10 protein-coding genes are annotated in these 15,852 nt (G+C 70.6%); 5 read left to right on the top strand and 5 right to left on the bottom strand.

The window, feature by feature from the left end:
* Positions 1-69 precede the first annotated feature (69 nt).
* Together AAHG03_RS02230 and AAHG03_RS02235 are read left to right on the top strand one after the other, a co-directional pair.
* Entirely contained in the window at positions 70-3,570 is a 3,501-nt protein-coding gene (locus AAHG03_RS02230; RefSeq protein WP_342148425.1) for a glycosyltransferase, read from the top strand.
* A complete protein-coding gene (locus AAHG03_RS02235; protein ID WP_342148427.1) occupies positions 3,570-5,072 on the top strand; it encodes a glycosyltransferase family protein in 1,503 nt (500 codons plus the stop codon). The genes AAHG03_RS02230 and AAHG03_RS02235 overlap by 1 nt, the downstream gene beginning before the upstream one ends.
* A 493-nt stretch (positions 5,073-5,565) precedes the next feature.
* On the opposite strand, the gene pnp is transcribed toward AAHG03_RS02235, so the two are convergent.
* From pnp to AAHG03_RS02250, 3 genes are all read right to left on the bottom strand, one after another.
* Complete coding sequence (gene pnp, locus AAHG03_RS02240) at positions 5,566-7,803, bottom strand: polyribonucleotide nucleotidyltransferase (RefSeq protein ID WP_342148428.1); 2,238 nt, start codon at positions 7,801-7,803, stop codon at positions 5,566-5,568.
* Between the two features lie 193 nt (positions 7,804-7,996).
* Positions 7,997-8,266 carry a 30S ribosomal protein S15 gene (rpsO, locus tag AAHG03_RS02245; protein ID WP_091951075.1) on the bottom strand — a complete coding sequence of 90 codons (270 nt, stop codon included), beginning with the start codon at positions 8,264-8,266 and terminating at the stop codon, positions 7,997-7,999.
* A 267-nt stretch (positions 8,267-8,533) separates the two neighbouring features.
* On the bottom strand, positions 8,534-8,842 hold the full coding sequence (locus tag AAHG03_RS02250) for a PepSY domain-containing protein (protein ID WP_342148429.1): 309 nt from the start codon (positions 8,840-8,842) through the stop codon (positions 8,534-8,536).
* A 170-nt stretch (positions 8,843-9,012) separates the two neighbouring features.
* On the opposite strand from AAHG03_RS02250, the gene glmU reads away from it, so the two are divergent.
* The 3 genes from glmU (at position 9,013) to glmS (ending at position 13,061) form a co-directional block, all read left to right on the top strand.
* A complete protein-coding gene (gene glmU, locus AAHG03_RS02255) occupies positions 9,013-10,398 on the top strand; it encodes a bifunctional UDP-N-acetylglucosamine diphosphorylase/glucosamine-1-phosphate N-acetyltransferase GlmU (RefSeq protein WP_342148430.1) in 1,386 nt (461 codons plus the stop codon).
* A gap of 183 nt (positions 10,399-10,581) precedes the next feature.
* Positions 10,582-10,977: a hypothetical protein gene (locus AAHG03_RS02260; RefSeq protein ID WP_342148431.1), complete on the top strand. Its 396-nt coding sequence runs from the start codon at positions 10,582-10,584 to the stop codon at positions 10,975-10,977.
* Positions 10,978-11,234: 257 nt separating this feature from the next.
* On the top strand, positions 11,235-13,061 hold the full coding sequence (gene glmS, locus AAHG03_RS02265; protein WP_342148432.1) for a glutamine--fructose-6-phosphate transaminase (isomerizing): 1,827 nt from the start codon (positions 11,235-11,237) through the stop codon (positions 13,059-13,061).
* A gap of 112 nt (positions 13,062-13,173) precedes the next feature.
* Here the strand turns inward: glmS and AAHG03_RS02270 are convergent, their stop codons facing one another.
* On the bottom strand, positions 13,174-13,500 hold the full coding sequence (locus tag AAHG03_RS02270; protein WP_342148433.1) for a hypothetical protein: 327 nt from the start codon (positions 13,498-13,500) through the stop codon (positions 13,174-13,176).
* An 84-nt stretch (positions 13,501-13,584) separates the two neighbouring features.
* On the bottom strand, positions 13,585-15,390 hold the full coding sequence (gene xoxF1 / locus AAHG03_RS02275; RefSeq protein WP_342148434.1) for a lanthanide-dependent methanol dehydrogenase XoxF1: 1,806 nt from the start codon (positions 15,388-15,390) through the stop codon (positions 13,585-13,587).
* Positions 15,391-15,852: the final 462 nt, after the last annotated feature.

Raw genomic sequence — 15,852 nt, forward strand, 5'->3', positions numbered from 1 at the left:
GGGGAGGGGGCGGGGGAAAACCCGGGCGCCCGCGCCTCCCGCCGTCCCGAAGACGGAAACCTTCGCTCCATGCCCCTCCTCCGGCGCCTCCTCGGCTCCCGTCGGCGTCCGAGCGCCGGGCCGGAGCGCTTCCCCGGGCGCCTCGACGAGATCCGCGGCGGCCGTGCGTTCGGCTGGGCGACCGACCGGCAGGCGCCGGAGCGCGTCGTCACCGTGTCCCTGCGGATCGACGGGCGGATCGTGGCGGAAGGCCCCGCCGACCGGCCGCGGCCGGACGTGCAGGCGGCGGGCTTCGGGCAGGGGCTCGGCGGCTTCTCCTTACGCATCCCCGACGCCTTCGCCGACGGGGCCGAGCACCGGGTCGAGGCGATCGTCGGCGAGGCCGCGCTGCCGGGCGGTCCGCTCGCCTACCGCGCCGACCGCCCGGCGCCCGAGGCTTTGGGCGAGGGGGAGACGCGCATCCTCGGCTATCACGAGGGCGTGGCCAACGGCGCCGCCTTCGGCTGGGCCTACGATCCGGACGCCCCGCTGGCGCGGGTCGAACTGGAACTCTTCGTCGACGACGCCCCGTGCGGCCTCTTCGTCGCCGACACCTCGCGCCTGGATGTCGCCGCGGCGGGCTACGGCGACGGCTTCCACGGCTTTGCCGGGCGGATTCCGGCCTGGGCCTACGACGACCGGCCCCACAAAGTCGAAGTGGCGCTGGCCGGCACGGGCATCCGGCTCCGGGGCGGGCCGCACGTCCTGCAGCAGCCCCGCTCCGGCGTGGCCTATCTCGACCGTGCCGCGGCCTGCCTCGCCGGCTGGGCGACCCAAGGGGCGGACGTGGAGATCCGCTACGACGACGGCCCGCCGCTCCGGGTCAGCGCGCGCCGGATCGTGCCCGGCTTCGGCAACGAATCGACGCCGATGGCTGCGTGCGGCTTCCGCAGCCCGGTCCCGCCCGCCGGCCTCGACGGGGCGTGGCACGCGGCCTCCGTGCGCTTCGCCGACAGCGGGGAGGAGCTGTCGGGCAGCCCGTTCGAGTTCCGCTTGCGCACGCCGCCGGTGCGGCTGGGACTGACCCGCTCGTCCGGCCGGCTGGTCGAGGGCTGGGTTACGGATGCCCTCGCCCCCGACGAACCGGTGCGACTCGCCGTCTTCGCCGACGGCGCGGCCCTCGGCGAGGTCGTGGCCGACCGCGTCCGCGCCGACGCCCCCGGCCGTCCGGCCAAAAACTTCGCGTTCGGCCTGCCGCGGGCCGCGCGCCGGCTCGACTTCGCCCTGGCGCACACGCCGGAGACGCCGTTCGCCAGCTTCTCGCTCGGCGAGGGCGAGGCCCGGCCGGCGGAGGCCGACGACGCCGCGCTCCATGACGCGGCGCGCTTTGCCGACCCCGCCTTCGTCGCGGCGATCCGCGCGGCCTTCGCGGCCTTCCTCGACGCCCCCGGCGCGCGCTTCGACGCCGCTTGGTATCGCCTGACCTATCCCGATATCGGCCGCGCCGCGGAGGGCGACGGGGACGCCTTCGCCCATTACCGCGCCCGCGGCCACGCCGAGGGCCGCTCGCCCTCGCCCCTGTTCGACGAGGCTTGGTATCGCCGCCGCTGGCCGAGCGTCGGCCGGGCGGTCGCGGCCCGGAAAATCCCCTGCGGCTTCGCCCATTACCTCGCCTTCGGGGCGGGAGCCGGCTTCGATCCCGTGCCGGGCCTCGACGCGCTGGCCGCCGATCCGGCCCTGGTCGAGGCCGTGCGCGCGGGAACGGCGGGCGCGCCGCTCGCCGCCGGTCCGAGCCGCGCCCCTACCGAGCCGCCGGCAGCGGAACCGGTCGCGCCCGAGCCCCCGGCGGCACCTTCCGAGCCGCGCGACCCGTCACATAGCCTCTACGGCGACTGGATCGCCCGGCTGCTGCGGCAGGCGGAGGAGGGGACCGCGGCGGCGATCACGGCCAGCGACCGCGCGATCCGGGCGCGCCTCGCGGCGCCGCTGCCGGCGACGCCCCTGGTCTCGGTGATCATGCCGACCTTCAACCGGGCCCACACCATCGCCGAGGCGATCGGCAGCGTGCTGGAGCAGAGCTATCCCAACTGGGAGCTTCTGGTCTGCGACGACGGCAGCACCGACCGCACCGCCCAGGTCGTGGCCCAGATGGCCGATCCGCGCATCCGCTTCCTCGCCCTGGAGAAGGCGAACGGCGCCGTCGCCCGCAACCGGGGCCTCGCCATGGCCCGCGGCGCGTACATCGCCTACCTCGATTCCGACAACCTCTGGCACCCGTCGTTCCTCGACGCGATGCTGCGGGCGCTGCTCGCCGCGCCGAGCCGGCCTTGCGCCTACGCGGCCTATATCGACACCGAGATCGTCGGCACGCGGATCGAATTGCAGGCGCTCGCGGTCACGCCGTTCGATCCCGTCCGGTTGGCGGCGGCCAACTTCATCGACCTCAACACCATCTGCCACCACCGCCACCTGTACGACTGGCTCGGCGGCTTCGACGAGACGCTGCCGCGGGTGCAGGACTGGGATCTGGCCTTGCGCTACTTATCGATCTTCCGCCCGCTCCACGTGCCCGAGCTGCTGGCGTTCTACCGGCGCAACGTCGCCTGGGGGCAGGTGACGACGGCGGCCCTGCCGCAGGACGTCAACAGCCTCGTCGCCCGCAAGAACCTCGCGCGGCTCGACGAGGGCCATCTGCGCCTCGACATCGACTGGCCCGCCGACCCGCGGCTCACCGTGATCCTCGGCCCCGGGCCGGAAGCCGCCCTGCTGGCCGAGCTGCTGATCCATCCGGTCGCGGACGGCGCCGAGGTCACCCTGGCCCATGCCGGCCGCGGGCCCGCACCGCGCCCGCTCCACCCCGCCGACCCGGTCGCCGACCTGCCGCTGGGGTCCGACGCCTTCGCCTCGGCCGAGCGGCTTTCGGCGGCCCTCGCCCCGTTCCTGCCCCGCGAGGGCGCCGTGCTCGCCCTCGGCCTGCCGCCGGGCGTGGTCGAAGGCCTGTCCCACCGGCTCGGACGGCCGGTCGATGGGCTGGTCCTCGACGCGGACGGGCTCGGCCTCACCGGGCCCGACCTCGCCCGGCCGTTCCATCTCGGCACGCTGCCGCTCCCGGCCGAGCCGCCCGCGCCGCCGGACCGCCCGGCCCTGGTCCGGCTCGGCGGGGCGGACGACTCCCTTCCCGCGACGGGCGACGCGATCCTCGCTCCCGCCGACCTCGCCTCCGGGCCCTGGCGGCGGACCGGGCCGGGGGGCGTCGAGCCCTGGTCCGAGCGCGGCCCCGCGGCGCTCGCCCGCGCCCTGGCCGAGGCGGAGGCGGTGGCGAGCCTCACCCCGGTCGAGGAGATCGGCGTGCTGGGCCTCTGCCTCGTCACCGAGGCGATGCGGCGCGGCCTGCCCGTGACGCTGGCGCCCTCCGCCTTCGCCGACCCGCTGATCGCCGCGGGCGCCGTCGCCGGCCTCGGCGCGGAGGCCTCCGCCCACCCGCGGGCGGCAGGCGGCGCGCGCACCCACGGGCTCGCCTTCCACGCCGAGCTGATCGCCGAGCGGCTGCGCTTCTACCTGTACCGGCGCTGCTTCGAGGAGGATCGCTGATGGGCGCGGGCGCGAACGGTTCGGAACCCCTGGGCTCGCTCCTGCCGGTGCTGCGCGGCGGCCTGCTGACCGTGCGCCTGCCCGGCGGGCGCGGGGCCGAGCTCCGGCTCGACGGCGCCGTCTTCGCCCGGATCGCGCCGACGGGGGCCTTACGCGAGCGGTGCCGTTTCGTGCCGGCCCCGGCCTTCACCCCTGGTGCCGTGCTGCGGGCGGTCGATCCCGCAACGGGTGCCGATCTCGACGGCAGCCCCGTCGCCCTGCAGCCGCCGGACCGGCGCGGTCGCATCGCGCGGGTCGCCGGCCGCTTCGTGTTCGGCACGGTGGAGGGCCAAGGGGAAGCGACGACGGACGAGGCGACCGTCCTGGCCTTCATCGACGGCACGGTCGTGGCCCACGCCGTCGCCCGCCGGGCCGGGGCGACGCCGGAACTGTCCTTCGTGCTGCTGCTGCCGCTCGCCGTCACCGAGGGGCGGCCCGCCTTCGTGAATCTGGCGCTGGCCGGCGGCTCCGGCCCGTTCGACGGCGGCCCGGTCCGCGTCGGCACGCCCACGGCGGCCTCCGCGCCGCGCCGTCGCCGCGCCGCGCGGGCCCTGCGGATGGCGATCAAGATCGCCGCGCCCGACCTGCGCGAGGCGCCGCAATGGGGCGACACCCACTTCGCGAAAGGGCTCAAGGCGGCGCTGGAGCGGCTCGGCTGGATCGTGCGGATCGACACGGTCGATGCGTGGTACGGCGGCGAGGCCGTCGATGTCGATCTCGTGCTGCGCGGCCTGGAGCGATACCGGGTCGATCCCGAGCGGCTCAACCTGATGTGGCTCATCAGCCATCCGAACCGGGTCGCGGCGGACGAGCCGGCGCAGTTCGACCACGTCTTCGTCGCCTCCGACGTCTACCTGCCGACCCTGCGCCGCACCGGCGTGCCGTGCTCGGCCCTGCATCAGGCGACCGACCCAGCCGTGTTCGCCCCCGGCGCGGCGGCGGGAATCGACACGCCGCTGCTGTTCGTCGGCAATTCCCGGCGCGAGTACCGCACGATGGTGCGCTGGTGCATCGAGCGACGGCTGCCGCTGGCGATCTGGGGGGGAATGTGGGAGGGCATCGTGCCGCCCGAACTGATCCGCGGCACCCACATCCCCAACGAGCGCCTCGCCGCGGCCTATGCGGGCGCGGGCGTGCTGCTCAACGACCACTGGGACGCGATGCGCGACCACGGCTTCCTGTCGAACCGGCTGTTCGACGGGAGTGCGGCGGGCGCCCCCATCCTCACCGATCCGGTCGCGGGCCTCAGCGCCGTGTTCGGCGACACGATCCCCACGGTCGCGAGCGCCGAGGAACTGGCCGCCGAGGCGCAGGCCATGCTGTCCGACCCGCAGGCCGCCCGCGCCCGCGCAGCCCGCGCCCGCGACATCGTGCTGTCCGCCCACACCTTCGACCACCGCGCCCGCACCATCGTCGAGACGGTGGAGGCGCTGGGGGGCCCTCGGGTGGGGCGGGTGGCGTGAGGCGCCGCGGCGTCGCAGCGCGGCTGCTGTTCCCGGCCGAGGCGGCCCGAGCCGGCGTTTCCGAGAGGGTCATCCGCATGCGGCACCGATACGGAGGATTTGATCCATGCCGGTATCCCTGGACGAGATGATGCGGGAGGTCGCGCCGGAGCGCCGTTCCGAAATCGAGACGCACGCCGCCGCCCTGACGGCCGATTTCCGCCAGCGGATCGGCCGCATCGTCCGCCCCGAGGCTGGAACGGGCCGTGAGTTGGATGGGAATTCAGGGTGCCTGGAGGCCGGCTTGACGGATTCATCCGATCCATCCCCCTCATCCTGAGGTGCCGCGCCAGCGGCCTCGAAGGAGGGCTCCAGAAATCACTGCGATCCCTGGAGCCCTCCTTCGAGGCCCGCTTGCGCGGGCACCTCAGGATGAGGGGAGAGAGTGGGAGTTGATGCATGCCCCCCAAATGAAGAAGGGGCGGCCACCGGGCCGCCCCTTCCTTTTTCCGTCTTACTCGCCCGCCTCGCGGCGGCGCTCGCCGCGGTCGCGGCGGGGGCCGCGGTCGCCGCGGTCACCCCGGTCGGAGCGCTCCTCGCGCTCCGGCTCGCCGCGCTCCGCGCGCTCGGCCTTCAGGCGCTCGGTGATGTCCTCGCCGGTCTCCTGATCGACGACCTTCATCGACAGGCGGATCTTGCCGCGCTCGTCGGCGCCCAAGAACTTCACCTTGACCTTCTGGCCTTCCTTGACGACGTCGCCGACCTTGGCGACGCGCTGCGGGGCGAGCTCCGAGATGTGGACGAGGCCGTCCTTGGCGCCGAAGAAGTTCACGAAGGCGCCGAACTCCATGATCTTGACGATCGTGCCGTCGTAGATCGTGCCGGCCTCGGGCTCGGCGACGATGGAGCGGATCCAGTTGTAGGCCGCCTTGATCGCCTTGCCGTCGGACGAGGCGATCTTCACGATGCCGGTGTCCTCGATGTTGATCTTGGCGCCCGTCTTCTCGACGATCTCGCGGATGATCTTGCCGCCGGTGCCGATCACGTCGCGGATCTTGTCGGTGGGGATCTGCATCGTCTCGATGCGCGGCGCGTACTCGCCGAGCTCCGGACGGGCCGCGGTGAGCGCGTTGGCCATCTCGCCGAGGATGTGGGCGCGACCGTCCTTCGCCTGGGCGAGGGCGATCTTCATGATCTCCTCGGTGATGCCGGCGATCTTGATGTCCATCTGGAGCGAGGTGATGCCCTCGTCCGTGCCGGCCACCTTGAAGTCCATGTCGCCGAGGTGATCCTCGTCGCCGAGGATGTCGGACAGCACCGCGAAGCGCTCACCCTCGAGGATGAGGCCCATGGCGATGCCGGCGACCGGACGACGCAGCGGCACGCCCGCATCCATCAGCGACAGCGAGCCGCCGCAGACGCTAGCCATCGAGGAGGAGCCGTTCGACTCGGTGATCTCGGACACGACGCGGATCGTGTACGGGAACTCGTGGGCCGGCGGCAGCACCGGACGGATCGCGCGCCACGCCAGCTTGCCGTGGCCGATCTCGCGGCGGCCGGGCGAGCCCATGCGGCCGGTCTCGCCGACGGAATAGGGAGGGAAGTTGTAGTGGAGCAGGAAGCGCTCCTTGTAGGTGCCTTCCAGCGCGTCGATGAACTGCTCGTCCTCGCCGGTGCCGAGCGTCGCGACGACCAGCGCCTGCGTCTCGCCGCGGGTGAAGATCGCCGAGCCGTGGGCGCGCGGCAGCACGCCGACTTCCGACACGATCGAGCGGACCGTCTTCACGTCGCGACCGTCGATGCGCGAGCCGGTGTCGAGGACGTTCCAGCGGACGACCTTCGATTGGGCCTCCTTGAAGGCGGCCTTGACCTTCTCGGGCGCGAACTTCTGCTCGCCGTCAGTGGGGCACAGCGCCTCGACCACCTTCGCCTTCACGGCGTCGACGGCCTTGTAGCGCTCCTGCTTGACCGTGATCTTGTAGGCCTCGCGCAGCTCCGTCTCGGCGATGTCGAGCACTGCCTTCTCGACGTCGGCGTTCTCCGGCGGGGAGAAGTTGCGCGGCTCCTTGGCGGCCTTCTCGGCAAGGCGGATGATCGCCTCGATGACCGGCTGGAAGTGCTTGTGGCCGAACATCACGGCCCCGAGCATGATCTCCTCCGAGAGTTCCTTGGCCTCGGACTCGACCATCAGCACGGCGTCCTGCGTGCCGGCGACGACGAGGTCGAGGACCGACTCCTCCTTGGTCTCGCCGACCAGCGGGTTCAGCTTGTAGGAGCCGTTGACGTAGCCGACGCGGGCGGCGCCGATCGGGCCCATGAACGGGACGCCCGACAGCGTGAGCGCGGCGGACGCCGCGACCATCGAGACGATGTCGGGATCGTTCTCAAGGTCGTGGCTGAGGACGGTGACGACGACCTGGGTGTCGTTGCGCCAGCCCTCGACGAAGAGCGGGCGGATCGGCCGGTCGATCAGGCGGGAGACCAGCGTCTCCTTCTCGGAGGGACGGCCCTCGCGCTTGAAGTAGCCGCCCGGAATGCGGCCGGCGGCGTAGGCGCGCTCTTGGTAGTTGACCGTGAGCGGCATGAAATCGATGCCGGCCTTGGGCTCCTTGGCGGCGACGACGGTCGCCAGCACGGTGGTCTCGCCGTAGGTGGCGACCACGGCGCCGTCGGCCTGGCGGGCGGTCTTGCCGGTTTCCAGAACGAGCTTGCGGTCGCCCCAGATCAGCTCTTCGCGTTGAACGTCGAACATTTGTCTTCTGCCTTCATGCATGCGTGGGCTTGGCCCGGCGCCGCCAGAGGCAAGACGGCGAGGCACTCGGACCCGAGTGCCTTGCGATCCTGCCCCGGCGCCTCGCGCCTCGAAGCCGCCCGTGCGGACCGGCCGGGCCCCATGCCCGGACGGTCCATAGTCAAACGCGGCCCCGAAGGACCGCGCGATAGTTTTAGCGGCGGATGCCGAGGCGCTCGATCAGGGAGCGGTAGCGGCTCTCTTCCTTGCGCTTGAGGTAGTCGAGCAGCGAGCGGCGCTGCGAGACCAGCTTCAGGAGGCCGCGGCGGGAGTGGTTGTCCTTGCCGTGGGTCTTGAAGTGGGCGGTCAGGTTGGTGATCCGCTCGGTGAGCAGCGCGATCTGGACCTCCGGCGAACCGGTATCCTTGCCGCCCTGCGCATATTCCTTGATGAGCGCGGTCTTGCGCTCGGCCGTGATCGACATCGGCTTGCCTTTCAGATGGGGTTTGGTCGGGAGCGCCGCCCGCAACGGGGCTTTTGGCGCTCGAAAGCTCGCGGTCGGGCCGGTGCCGGGATGTCGTCCAGCACGGTCAGCCGCAAGCGGCACAAGCCCCGCCCGTCAGCCGGGTCGAGGCGGAGCGGACCATACACGAAACCGCGGGAAGCGCCAGGGGTGGGGGGAAAGGCAAATGGGTGCGCCTCCCCGATCGGCCGCGCCGGTCGGAGAGGGGCAACGCGGCCGCGGCCCGACTCAGTCGTCATCGCCGTCCCGGTCGCGCTTCTCCGCCTTCTTGGCAGCCTTCTCGGTGACGGCGCCGCTGTGGGGATCGACCTTCACCTTGACGCTGCGGCCGTCCTTCACGGCCTTGCCCTCCCACATGCCGTCGTCGGCCTCCAGGCCGCGCACGCCGGAATAGCCGGCCCCTTCGAGGGCGCGCACCGCGCCTTCGATCGGCATCCAGTCGGGACCGGGCCGGTCGTCGGCGAGCGCCGGGGCGGTGAGGAGGCCGGCGGCGACGAGGCCGAGGGCGAGGGTCTTGGCGGTGAACATCCGGGTCATCGAAAACTCCAGCGTTGGAAGAAGACTCCGCCCCGATAGCGCCGCGCGCCCCGCGCGCGCCTGACGGGCGCTGTCAGGCAAATGTCAGGGTCGCGGGACGCCGAGCCTTCGCGCCCGCTCGCGGATCGGCTACACCGCCGCCGACAGGATCAGCGGCAGGGACCGGACGGATGAGCGCGGATCACGGCACGGCGGGGGGCGGGTTCACCGCGATTGTGCTCGCCGCCGGCAAGGGCACGCGGATGCGCTCGGAGCGGCCCAAGGTGCTGCACGCGCTGGCCCACCGCACGATGCTCGGCCACGTGCTCGCGGCCGTGCAGGAGGCGGGCGCGCAAAACCTCGCCGTGGTGGTCGAGCCCGGCCGCGCGGACGTCGCCGACGAGGTCGCCCGCATGGCGCCGGGCGCCAGCACCCATCCCCAGGCCGAGCGCCTCGGCACGGCGCATGCCGTGCTCGCCGCCCGCGCGGCGATCGAGGGCCGTCCGGCCGACGTGCTGGTGGCCTTCGGCGACACGCCGCTCATCACCGCCGAGACCTATGCCCGCCTGCGGGCGCCGTTACGCGAGGGCGCGGCGGTCGCGGTGCTGGCCTTCGAGGCGCGCGACCCGACCGGCTACGGAAGGGTGCTCACCGAGAACGGGCGCGTCGTGGCGATCCGCGAGGAGAAGGACGCGAGCGCCGACGAGCGGGCGGTGCGGCTGTCCAATGCCGGGCTGATGGCCTTGTCGGGCCAGCACGCCCTGTCGCTGCTGTCGCGGATCGGCAACGACAACGCCAACCGCGAATACTACCTCACCGACGCGGTCGCCCTCGCCGTCGCCGACGGCCTCCCAGTGACGGTGGTGGACGTCGCCGAGGACGAGGCGCTCGGCGTCAACGACCGGGTCCAGCTCTCGGTGGCCGAGGCCGCGATCCAGGCGCGCCTGCGCCGCGCGGCCCAGCTCGGCGGCGCGACGCTGATCGCCCCCGAGACCGTTTTCTTGAGCGCCGACACCGTGCTCGGCCGCGACGTGCTGGTGGAGCCGCATTGCGTGTTCGGCCCCGGCGTCGTCATCGGCGACGGCTGCACGATCCGCGCCTTCTCGCATCTGCACGACGCCCGGCTGATGGCGGGCGCCGATATCGGCCCGCATGTGCGCCTGCGCGGCGGCGCGGTGCTGGAGGAAGGTGTCCATCTCGGCAACTTCGTCGAGGTGAAGAACGCCACCCTGCACGCGGGCGCCAAGGCCTCGCACCTGACCTATCTCGGCGACGCCGAGGTCGGCGCGGGCGCCAATATCGGCGCGGGCACCATCACCTGCAATTACGACGGCGTGTCGAAGCATCGGACGGTGATCGGCGCGGGCGCCTTCATCGGCTCGAATTCGGCGCTGGTCGCCCCCGTGAGCATCGGCGACGGCGCGCTCGTCGGCGCCGGCTCGGTCATCACCCGCGACGTCCCCGCCGACGCCCTGGCGCTCGCCCGCGGGCGGCAGATGACGCGGGAGGGCGCGGCCAAGACGCTGCGGCAGACGCTGAAGGCGGCGAAAGCCGCGAAGGCTGCGAAACAGGACTGAGCCGGCAGACGGCCGGTTCGATGCTGCGCTTTGTCCAGTCCTCGCCCTCATCCTTCGAGGCCGCTGCGCGGCACCTCAGGATGAGGGGATTGGGATGGACAGACCGACTAAAAAGGAACTGACACGCTTCCCTTTGGCAGCAATTTTACCAGAATATAAAAACTCAGCTGGCGATCACGCCTCATGACGAATCGAAAAATCGCAAAGATATTGGCATCGATTGTCTTTATATTGACAATCGCGATCCTCATCGTTTTCGTCAAGGCTGCGATGTCGCCGCCGGAACCCATACCTGCGCCTCCCATCGGGCAGAATCTGCCCGCCGACTTCGCCACCGCCGACTTCGCGTTCAACGAGAGAATCCAGAAGACTTTTCCGATCGGATCGTCGGCATCCGACCTCGCCACCCGCTTGGATCAGGAGGGATTCAGGCACGACGCCGTTGGCGACGACGGCAATTACGCCACGTTCCAACGCCCGTATGGCTTTTGTAATTTGATCTGGGCCGTCAGTTGGCATGCAGATCCGCAAGGGCGCATCACGTCGGTCCAAGGCGACTATTCCGGCAAGTGCCTGTAGGTGCAGCGCGCCTCTCACGACCGGCCGGCGCGGAAGGGCGCATGGCCGAACGGCGTCGCATGCAGAAGCGAAGCCGCGACGCGCGACATCCCGATGTGCTAGCGCAAGCCCGGCATCGTATCGTTCCGATACAAGGCCCGCGATGGTCGGCGACTTCGATCCTGGGTCCGGTTCTTGCCCAGGATGGACATGGGGCGATCTCATCGACCGATGGCGGGACAACGGACGGTCTCACGGGTGGCGCGAGGACAGGGCTGATGTGCGGAATCGTGGGCATCGTCGGGCGCGAGTCGGTGGCGGATGGGCTGGTCGAGGCGCTGCGGCGGCTCGAATATCGCGGCTACGATTCCGCCGGCGTCGCCACGCTGGAGCACGGCCGGCTGGAGCGGCGGCGCGCCGAGGGCAAGCTCTCGAACCTTCAGATCAAGCTGTCGCAGGCGCCGCTGTCGGGGGCCATCGGCATCGGCCATACCCGCTGGGCGACGCATGGGCGCCCCAACGAGACCAACGCCCACCCGCACGCCACCGAGCGGCTGGCCGTGGTCCATAACGGCATCATCGAGAACTTTCGCGAGCTGAAGGAAGAGCTTGAGGCCACCGGCGCCCGGTTCGAATCCGACACCGACACCGAGGTCGTGGCTCAGCTCGTCCACCATCTGATGGGGCAGGGGCTCGGGGCCGTGGAGGCGGTCGCCGCAGCCCTCCCGCGCCTGCGCGGCGCCTTCGCGCTGGGCTTCCTGTTCGCGGGGCAAGAGGACTTCCTGATCGGCGCCCGCCACGGCGCGCCGCTCGCCATCGGCTTCGGCCGGGGTGAGACCTATCTCGGCTCCGACGCGCTCGCGCTCGCCCCCTTCACCGACGAGATCACCTATCTCGAAGAGGGCGACTGGGCGATCCTGACCCGCGACGGCGCCGAGATCCGCGACATCGAGGGCACGACCGTCAAGCGCCCGCGCCAGCGCATCGCCACGCAGGCCTACCTCGTCGACAAGGGCAACCACCGCCACTTCATGGCGAAGGAGATTCACGAGCAGCCGGAGGTGGTGGGCCGCACGCTCGCCCACTACGTCGACATGGCGAACGGGCGCATCGCGCTCCCCGGCGAGTTGCCGTTCAAATTCGAAAAGCTCTCGCGCCTGTCGATCACCGCCTGCGGCACCGCCTTCTATGCCGGCTTGGTCGCCAAATACTGGTTCGAGACGATCGCGCGGCTCCCCGTCGAGATCGATGTCGCCTCCGAGACCCGCTACCGCGAGCCGCCGCTGGAGCGGGACGGGCTGACGCTCGTCATCTCGCAATCGGGCGAGACCGCCGACACCCTGGCCTCGCTGCGCTATGCCAAGGCGCAAGGCCAGCACACGCTCAGCGTCGTCAACGTGCCGACCTCGACCATCGCGCGGGAATCCTCCGCGGTGATGCCGACGCTCGCCGGCCCCGAGATCGGCGTGGCCTCGACGAAAGCCTTCTCGTGCCAGCTCACGGTGCTGCTCTGCCTCGCCATCGCGGCAGGCCGGGCGCGCGGCACCCTCGACGCCGCGCGCGAGCGGGCGCTGGTCGATGCGCTCATCACCGTGCCGGGGCTGATGGCGGAATCGGTCACGCTGGAGCCGCAGGTCGAGGCGCTCGCCCGCGAGATCGCCAAGGCCCGCGACGTGCTCTACCTCGGCCGCGGCACCTCCTACCCGATGGCGCTGGAGGGCGCGCTGAAGCTCAAGGAAATCAGCTACATCCACGCCGAGGGCTACGCGGCGGGCGAACTCAAGCACGGCCCCATCGCCCTGATCGACGAGAGCGTGCCGGTCATCGTCATCGCCCCGCACGACGCGATCTTCGAGAAGACGGTGTCGAACATGCAGGAGGTCGCCGCGCGCGGCGGCAAGATCATCCTCGTCGGCGACGCCCGGGGGGCGGCCGCCGCCGGTCTCGACACGCTCGCGACACTCACCATGCCGGACGTGGACCCGGTGGTGGCCCCGATCGTCTACGCGGTGCCGGTGCAGCTCATCGCCTACCACACCGCCGTCTTCATGGGGAAAGACGTGGATCAGCCGCGCAATCTGGCGAAGTCGGTGACGGTGGAGTAGGGGGCGAGGTTTCGGCCGTGCCTCCGTTCCCGGCGCGACCGGGATCGTGCGAGCCGACGCAATTCCATCATTGCGCAGGCCCTCCGCGTGACGGCGACGAGCACGTCGGCCCCTACGGCTGCAACGGGCGGCCGGACCCCGGCGCCGACCAGTAGCAGCGACCGCGGGCGTCGGTGGGCGCGAGGCACACGAGCCCGTCGCCTTCGTCCTCGACGGTCACCGCTTCGGCAGCGGACCAGACGCGGCATTCGCCGGCGCGCATCAGCTTGTGCAGGCGGGTCTCGTAGTCTGACGGGTCGGTGGCCTGCCGCAATGCGAGAAGCTGCGCGGCATTCACCATCGACTGGCAGCCGAAGGCGTCCGGCTCGGTCCGACTCGCGGAGGCCGTGACCGGCATCGCCCAGATCAGGCCGGCGAGGCAGAGGGTCGCTCGAAGCATTCCACTACGCCTGCGCTGGTGGAAACAGGCGTGCCGGCGCGGTTTCCCGCGCCGGCACCGATCACCCCGGAAGGGTCAAGCGCCTTAGTTGTTCGGCAGAGCGAACACGGTGAGCTGACCGCCGAGATTGGTGTAGCTCGACAGGGCGGCGTAGCCGCCGACCGCGCCGAGACCGGCGTTCGGGTCGGTCAGGCCGGCCGCCAAGCCGATGCCGGCCCAGCCGCCGACGCCCGACAGGACGCCCACGTACTGCTTGCCCTTGTGCTCGTAGGTCATCACGTTGCCGATGATGCCCGACGGGGTCTTGAACTTGTACAGTTCCTTGCCCGTCTTCGCGTCGATCCCCTTCAGGTAGCCTTCCAGCGTGCCGTAGAACACCACGTCGCCGGCGGTGGCGAGCGCGCCGCCCCAGGCCGAGAACTGCTCGGGGTTCGACCAGACGATCTTACCCTTCACGCCGTCCCAAGCGATGAAGTTGCCCATGCCGCCGTGCGAGCCGGGGGCCGGGTACATCGACAGGGTCGCGCCGACATAGGGCTGGCCCGGGGTGTAGGTCACCTTGAAGGGCTCGTAGTCCATGCAGACGTGGTTGGTCGGCACGTAGAACAGGTTGGTCTTGGGCGAGAACGCCGCCGGCTGCTGGTCCTTGGTGCCGAGCGCCGCCGGGCAGATGCCCTTGGAGTTCACGTCCTCGCCGTTCTGCTCGGTCGAGTACTTCGACACGACCAGCGGGCGGCCGTAAGTCTTCGAGCCCTTGTCCATGTCGACCTTGGTGGCCCAGTTCACCACCGGGTCGAACTTTTCCGCCACCAGCAGTTCGCCGGTGGCGCGGTCGAGGGTGTAGCCGAAGCCGTTCCGGTCGAAGTGCGTCAGCAGCGGGCGATCCTTGCCGCCGACCTTCTGATCCGTGAGGATCATCTCGTTGACGCCGTCGAAGTCCCACTCGTCGTGCGGGGTCATCTGGTAGACCCATTTGGCGACGCCCGTGTCCACGTCGCGGCCCCAGATCGTCATCGACCACTTGTTGTCACCGGGGCGCTGCTTCGGGTTCCAGGTCGAGGGGTTGCCCGAGCCGTAATACATCAGGTTCAACTTCGGATCGTAGGAGAACCAGCCCCAGGTGCAGCCGCCGCCGGTCTTCCACTGCTCGCCCTCCCAGGTGGTCAGCGACGAATCCTTGCCGACCGGCTTGCCGAGATGGGTGGTCTTCTCGGGGTCGACGAGGAGCTGGTCGTCCGGGCCGACCGAGTAGCCGCGCCACGCCTTCTTGCCGTCCTTGAGGTTGTAGGCGGTGACGTGGCACTGCACGCCGAACTCGCCGCCGGAGATGCCGACGATGACCTTGTCCTTCACCGGCAGCACGGTGGCGGTGTTGGTCTCGCCCTTCGACGGGTCGCCGTTCTTGACCGACCAGTTCACCTTGCCGGTCTTGGCATCGAGCGAGACCAGGGTGGTGTCGGCCTGATGCAGCAGGATCGCGCCGTCGGCGTAGGCCAGACCGCGGTTGACGGTGTCACAGCACATCACCGGGATGACCGCCGGGTCCTGCTTCGGCTCGTACTTCCACACGATCTTGGCGCCCTCGTCGAGGTTCAGCGCGTAGACGATGTTCGGGAAGGGGGTGTGGACGTACATCATGTTGCCGACGACCACCGGCGAACCCTCGTGGCCGCGCAGCACGCCGGTCGAGAAGGTCCAGGCGACCTGGAGGTTCTTGACGTTGGACGCGTTGATCTGGTCGAGCTTGGAATAGCGGGTGTTGGCGTAATCGACCGTCTGGAGCGCCTGCTCCGCCGGGTTGGCGATGGACTTCAGGACGCTGTCGTTGGCCAGCGCCGGGGTGGCGGCGGCGAGGCCGGCACCGAGGGCGAGACAATGGGCTGCTCTCATGGATTTCCTCCGCATTGAGCCGACGGGCCTGACCGACGCCGGTCGCTCCCGCGATCTCTGCTGTGTTCCTGACCGTTATGCCCGGTCACTTTGGGGAACGATGATCGGCCGGCGCCCGGTCGCACTCCGACGCCCCGTCACCGCTGGCTGATCGCTCACCGAGCCCGTTTGTCCCGCCCGGATCGTCGGGACCGACTGGCGCGGCCGAGTCGGAACGTAGAGCATTCTAAGGCCGGAGCAATAAGAAAACCCTAAGTGCGACAGAATTTCCTCTGCCATTGCAGACAAAGCAGTGCAAACTGCGTAAAAACCTACCGGAACTTGCCTATTTATCCCGTCAATTCATGCCGGAATCATTTGAGAACATTCTATGGAGCGATTTATCGATTTCGACCCCACCCCAGATTGACCCTCCGAACGCCGATCAGGTACGCCATGGGTGCGACGAAGACTTCGAACGGC

The sequence above is a fragment of the Methylorubrum subtropicum genome, from assembly GCF_038442325.1.
Lineage (GTDB): Bacteria > Pseudomonadota > Alphaproteobacteria > Rhizobiales > Beijerinckiaceae > Methylobacterium > Methylobacterium subtropicum.

Excerpts from the sequence above, each read along its gene's own strand:
- AAHG03_RS02230 (WP_342148425.1), top strand. The coding sequence starts at position 70 with ATGCCCCTCCTCCGGCGCCTCCTCGGCTCCCGTCGGCGTCCGAGCGCC.
- AAHG03_RS02235 (WP_342148427.1), top strand. The coding sequence starts at position 3,570 with ATGGGCGCGGGCGCGAACGGTTCGGAACCCCTGGGCTCGCTCCTGCCG.
- pnp (WP_342148428.1), bottom strand. The coding sequence starts at position 7,803 with ATGTTCGACGTTCAACGCGAAGAGCTGATCTGGGGCGACCGCAAGCTC.
- rpsO (WP_091951075.1), bottom strand. The coding sequence starts at position 8,266 with ATGTCGATCACGGCCGAGCGCAAGACCGCGCTCATCAAGGAATATGCG.
- AAHG03_RS02250 (WP_342148429.1), bottom strand. The coding sequence starts at position 8,842 with ATGACCCGGATGTTCACCGCCAAGACCCTCGCCCTCGGCCTCGTCGCC.
- glmU (WP_342148430.1), top strand. The coding sequence starts at position 9,013 with ATGAGCGCGGATCACGGCACGGCGGGGGGCGGGTTCACCGCGATTGTG.
- AAHG03_RS02260 (WP_342148431.1), top strand. The coding sequence starts at position 10,582 with ATGACGAATCGAAAAATCGCAAAGATATTGGCATCGATTGTCTTTATA.
- glmS (WP_342148432.1), top strand. The coding sequence starts at position 11,235 with ATGTGCGGAATCGTGGGCATCGTCGGGCGCGAGTCGGTGGCGGATGGG.
- AAHG03_RS02270 (WP_342148433.1), bottom strand. The coding sequence starts at position 13,500 with ATGCTTCGAGCGACCCTCTGCCTCGCCGGCCTGATCTGGGCGATGCCG.
- xoxF1 (WP_342148434.1), bottom strand. The coding sequence starts at position 15,390 with ATGAGAGCAGCCCATTGTCTCGCCCTCGGTGCCGGCCTCGCCGCCGCC.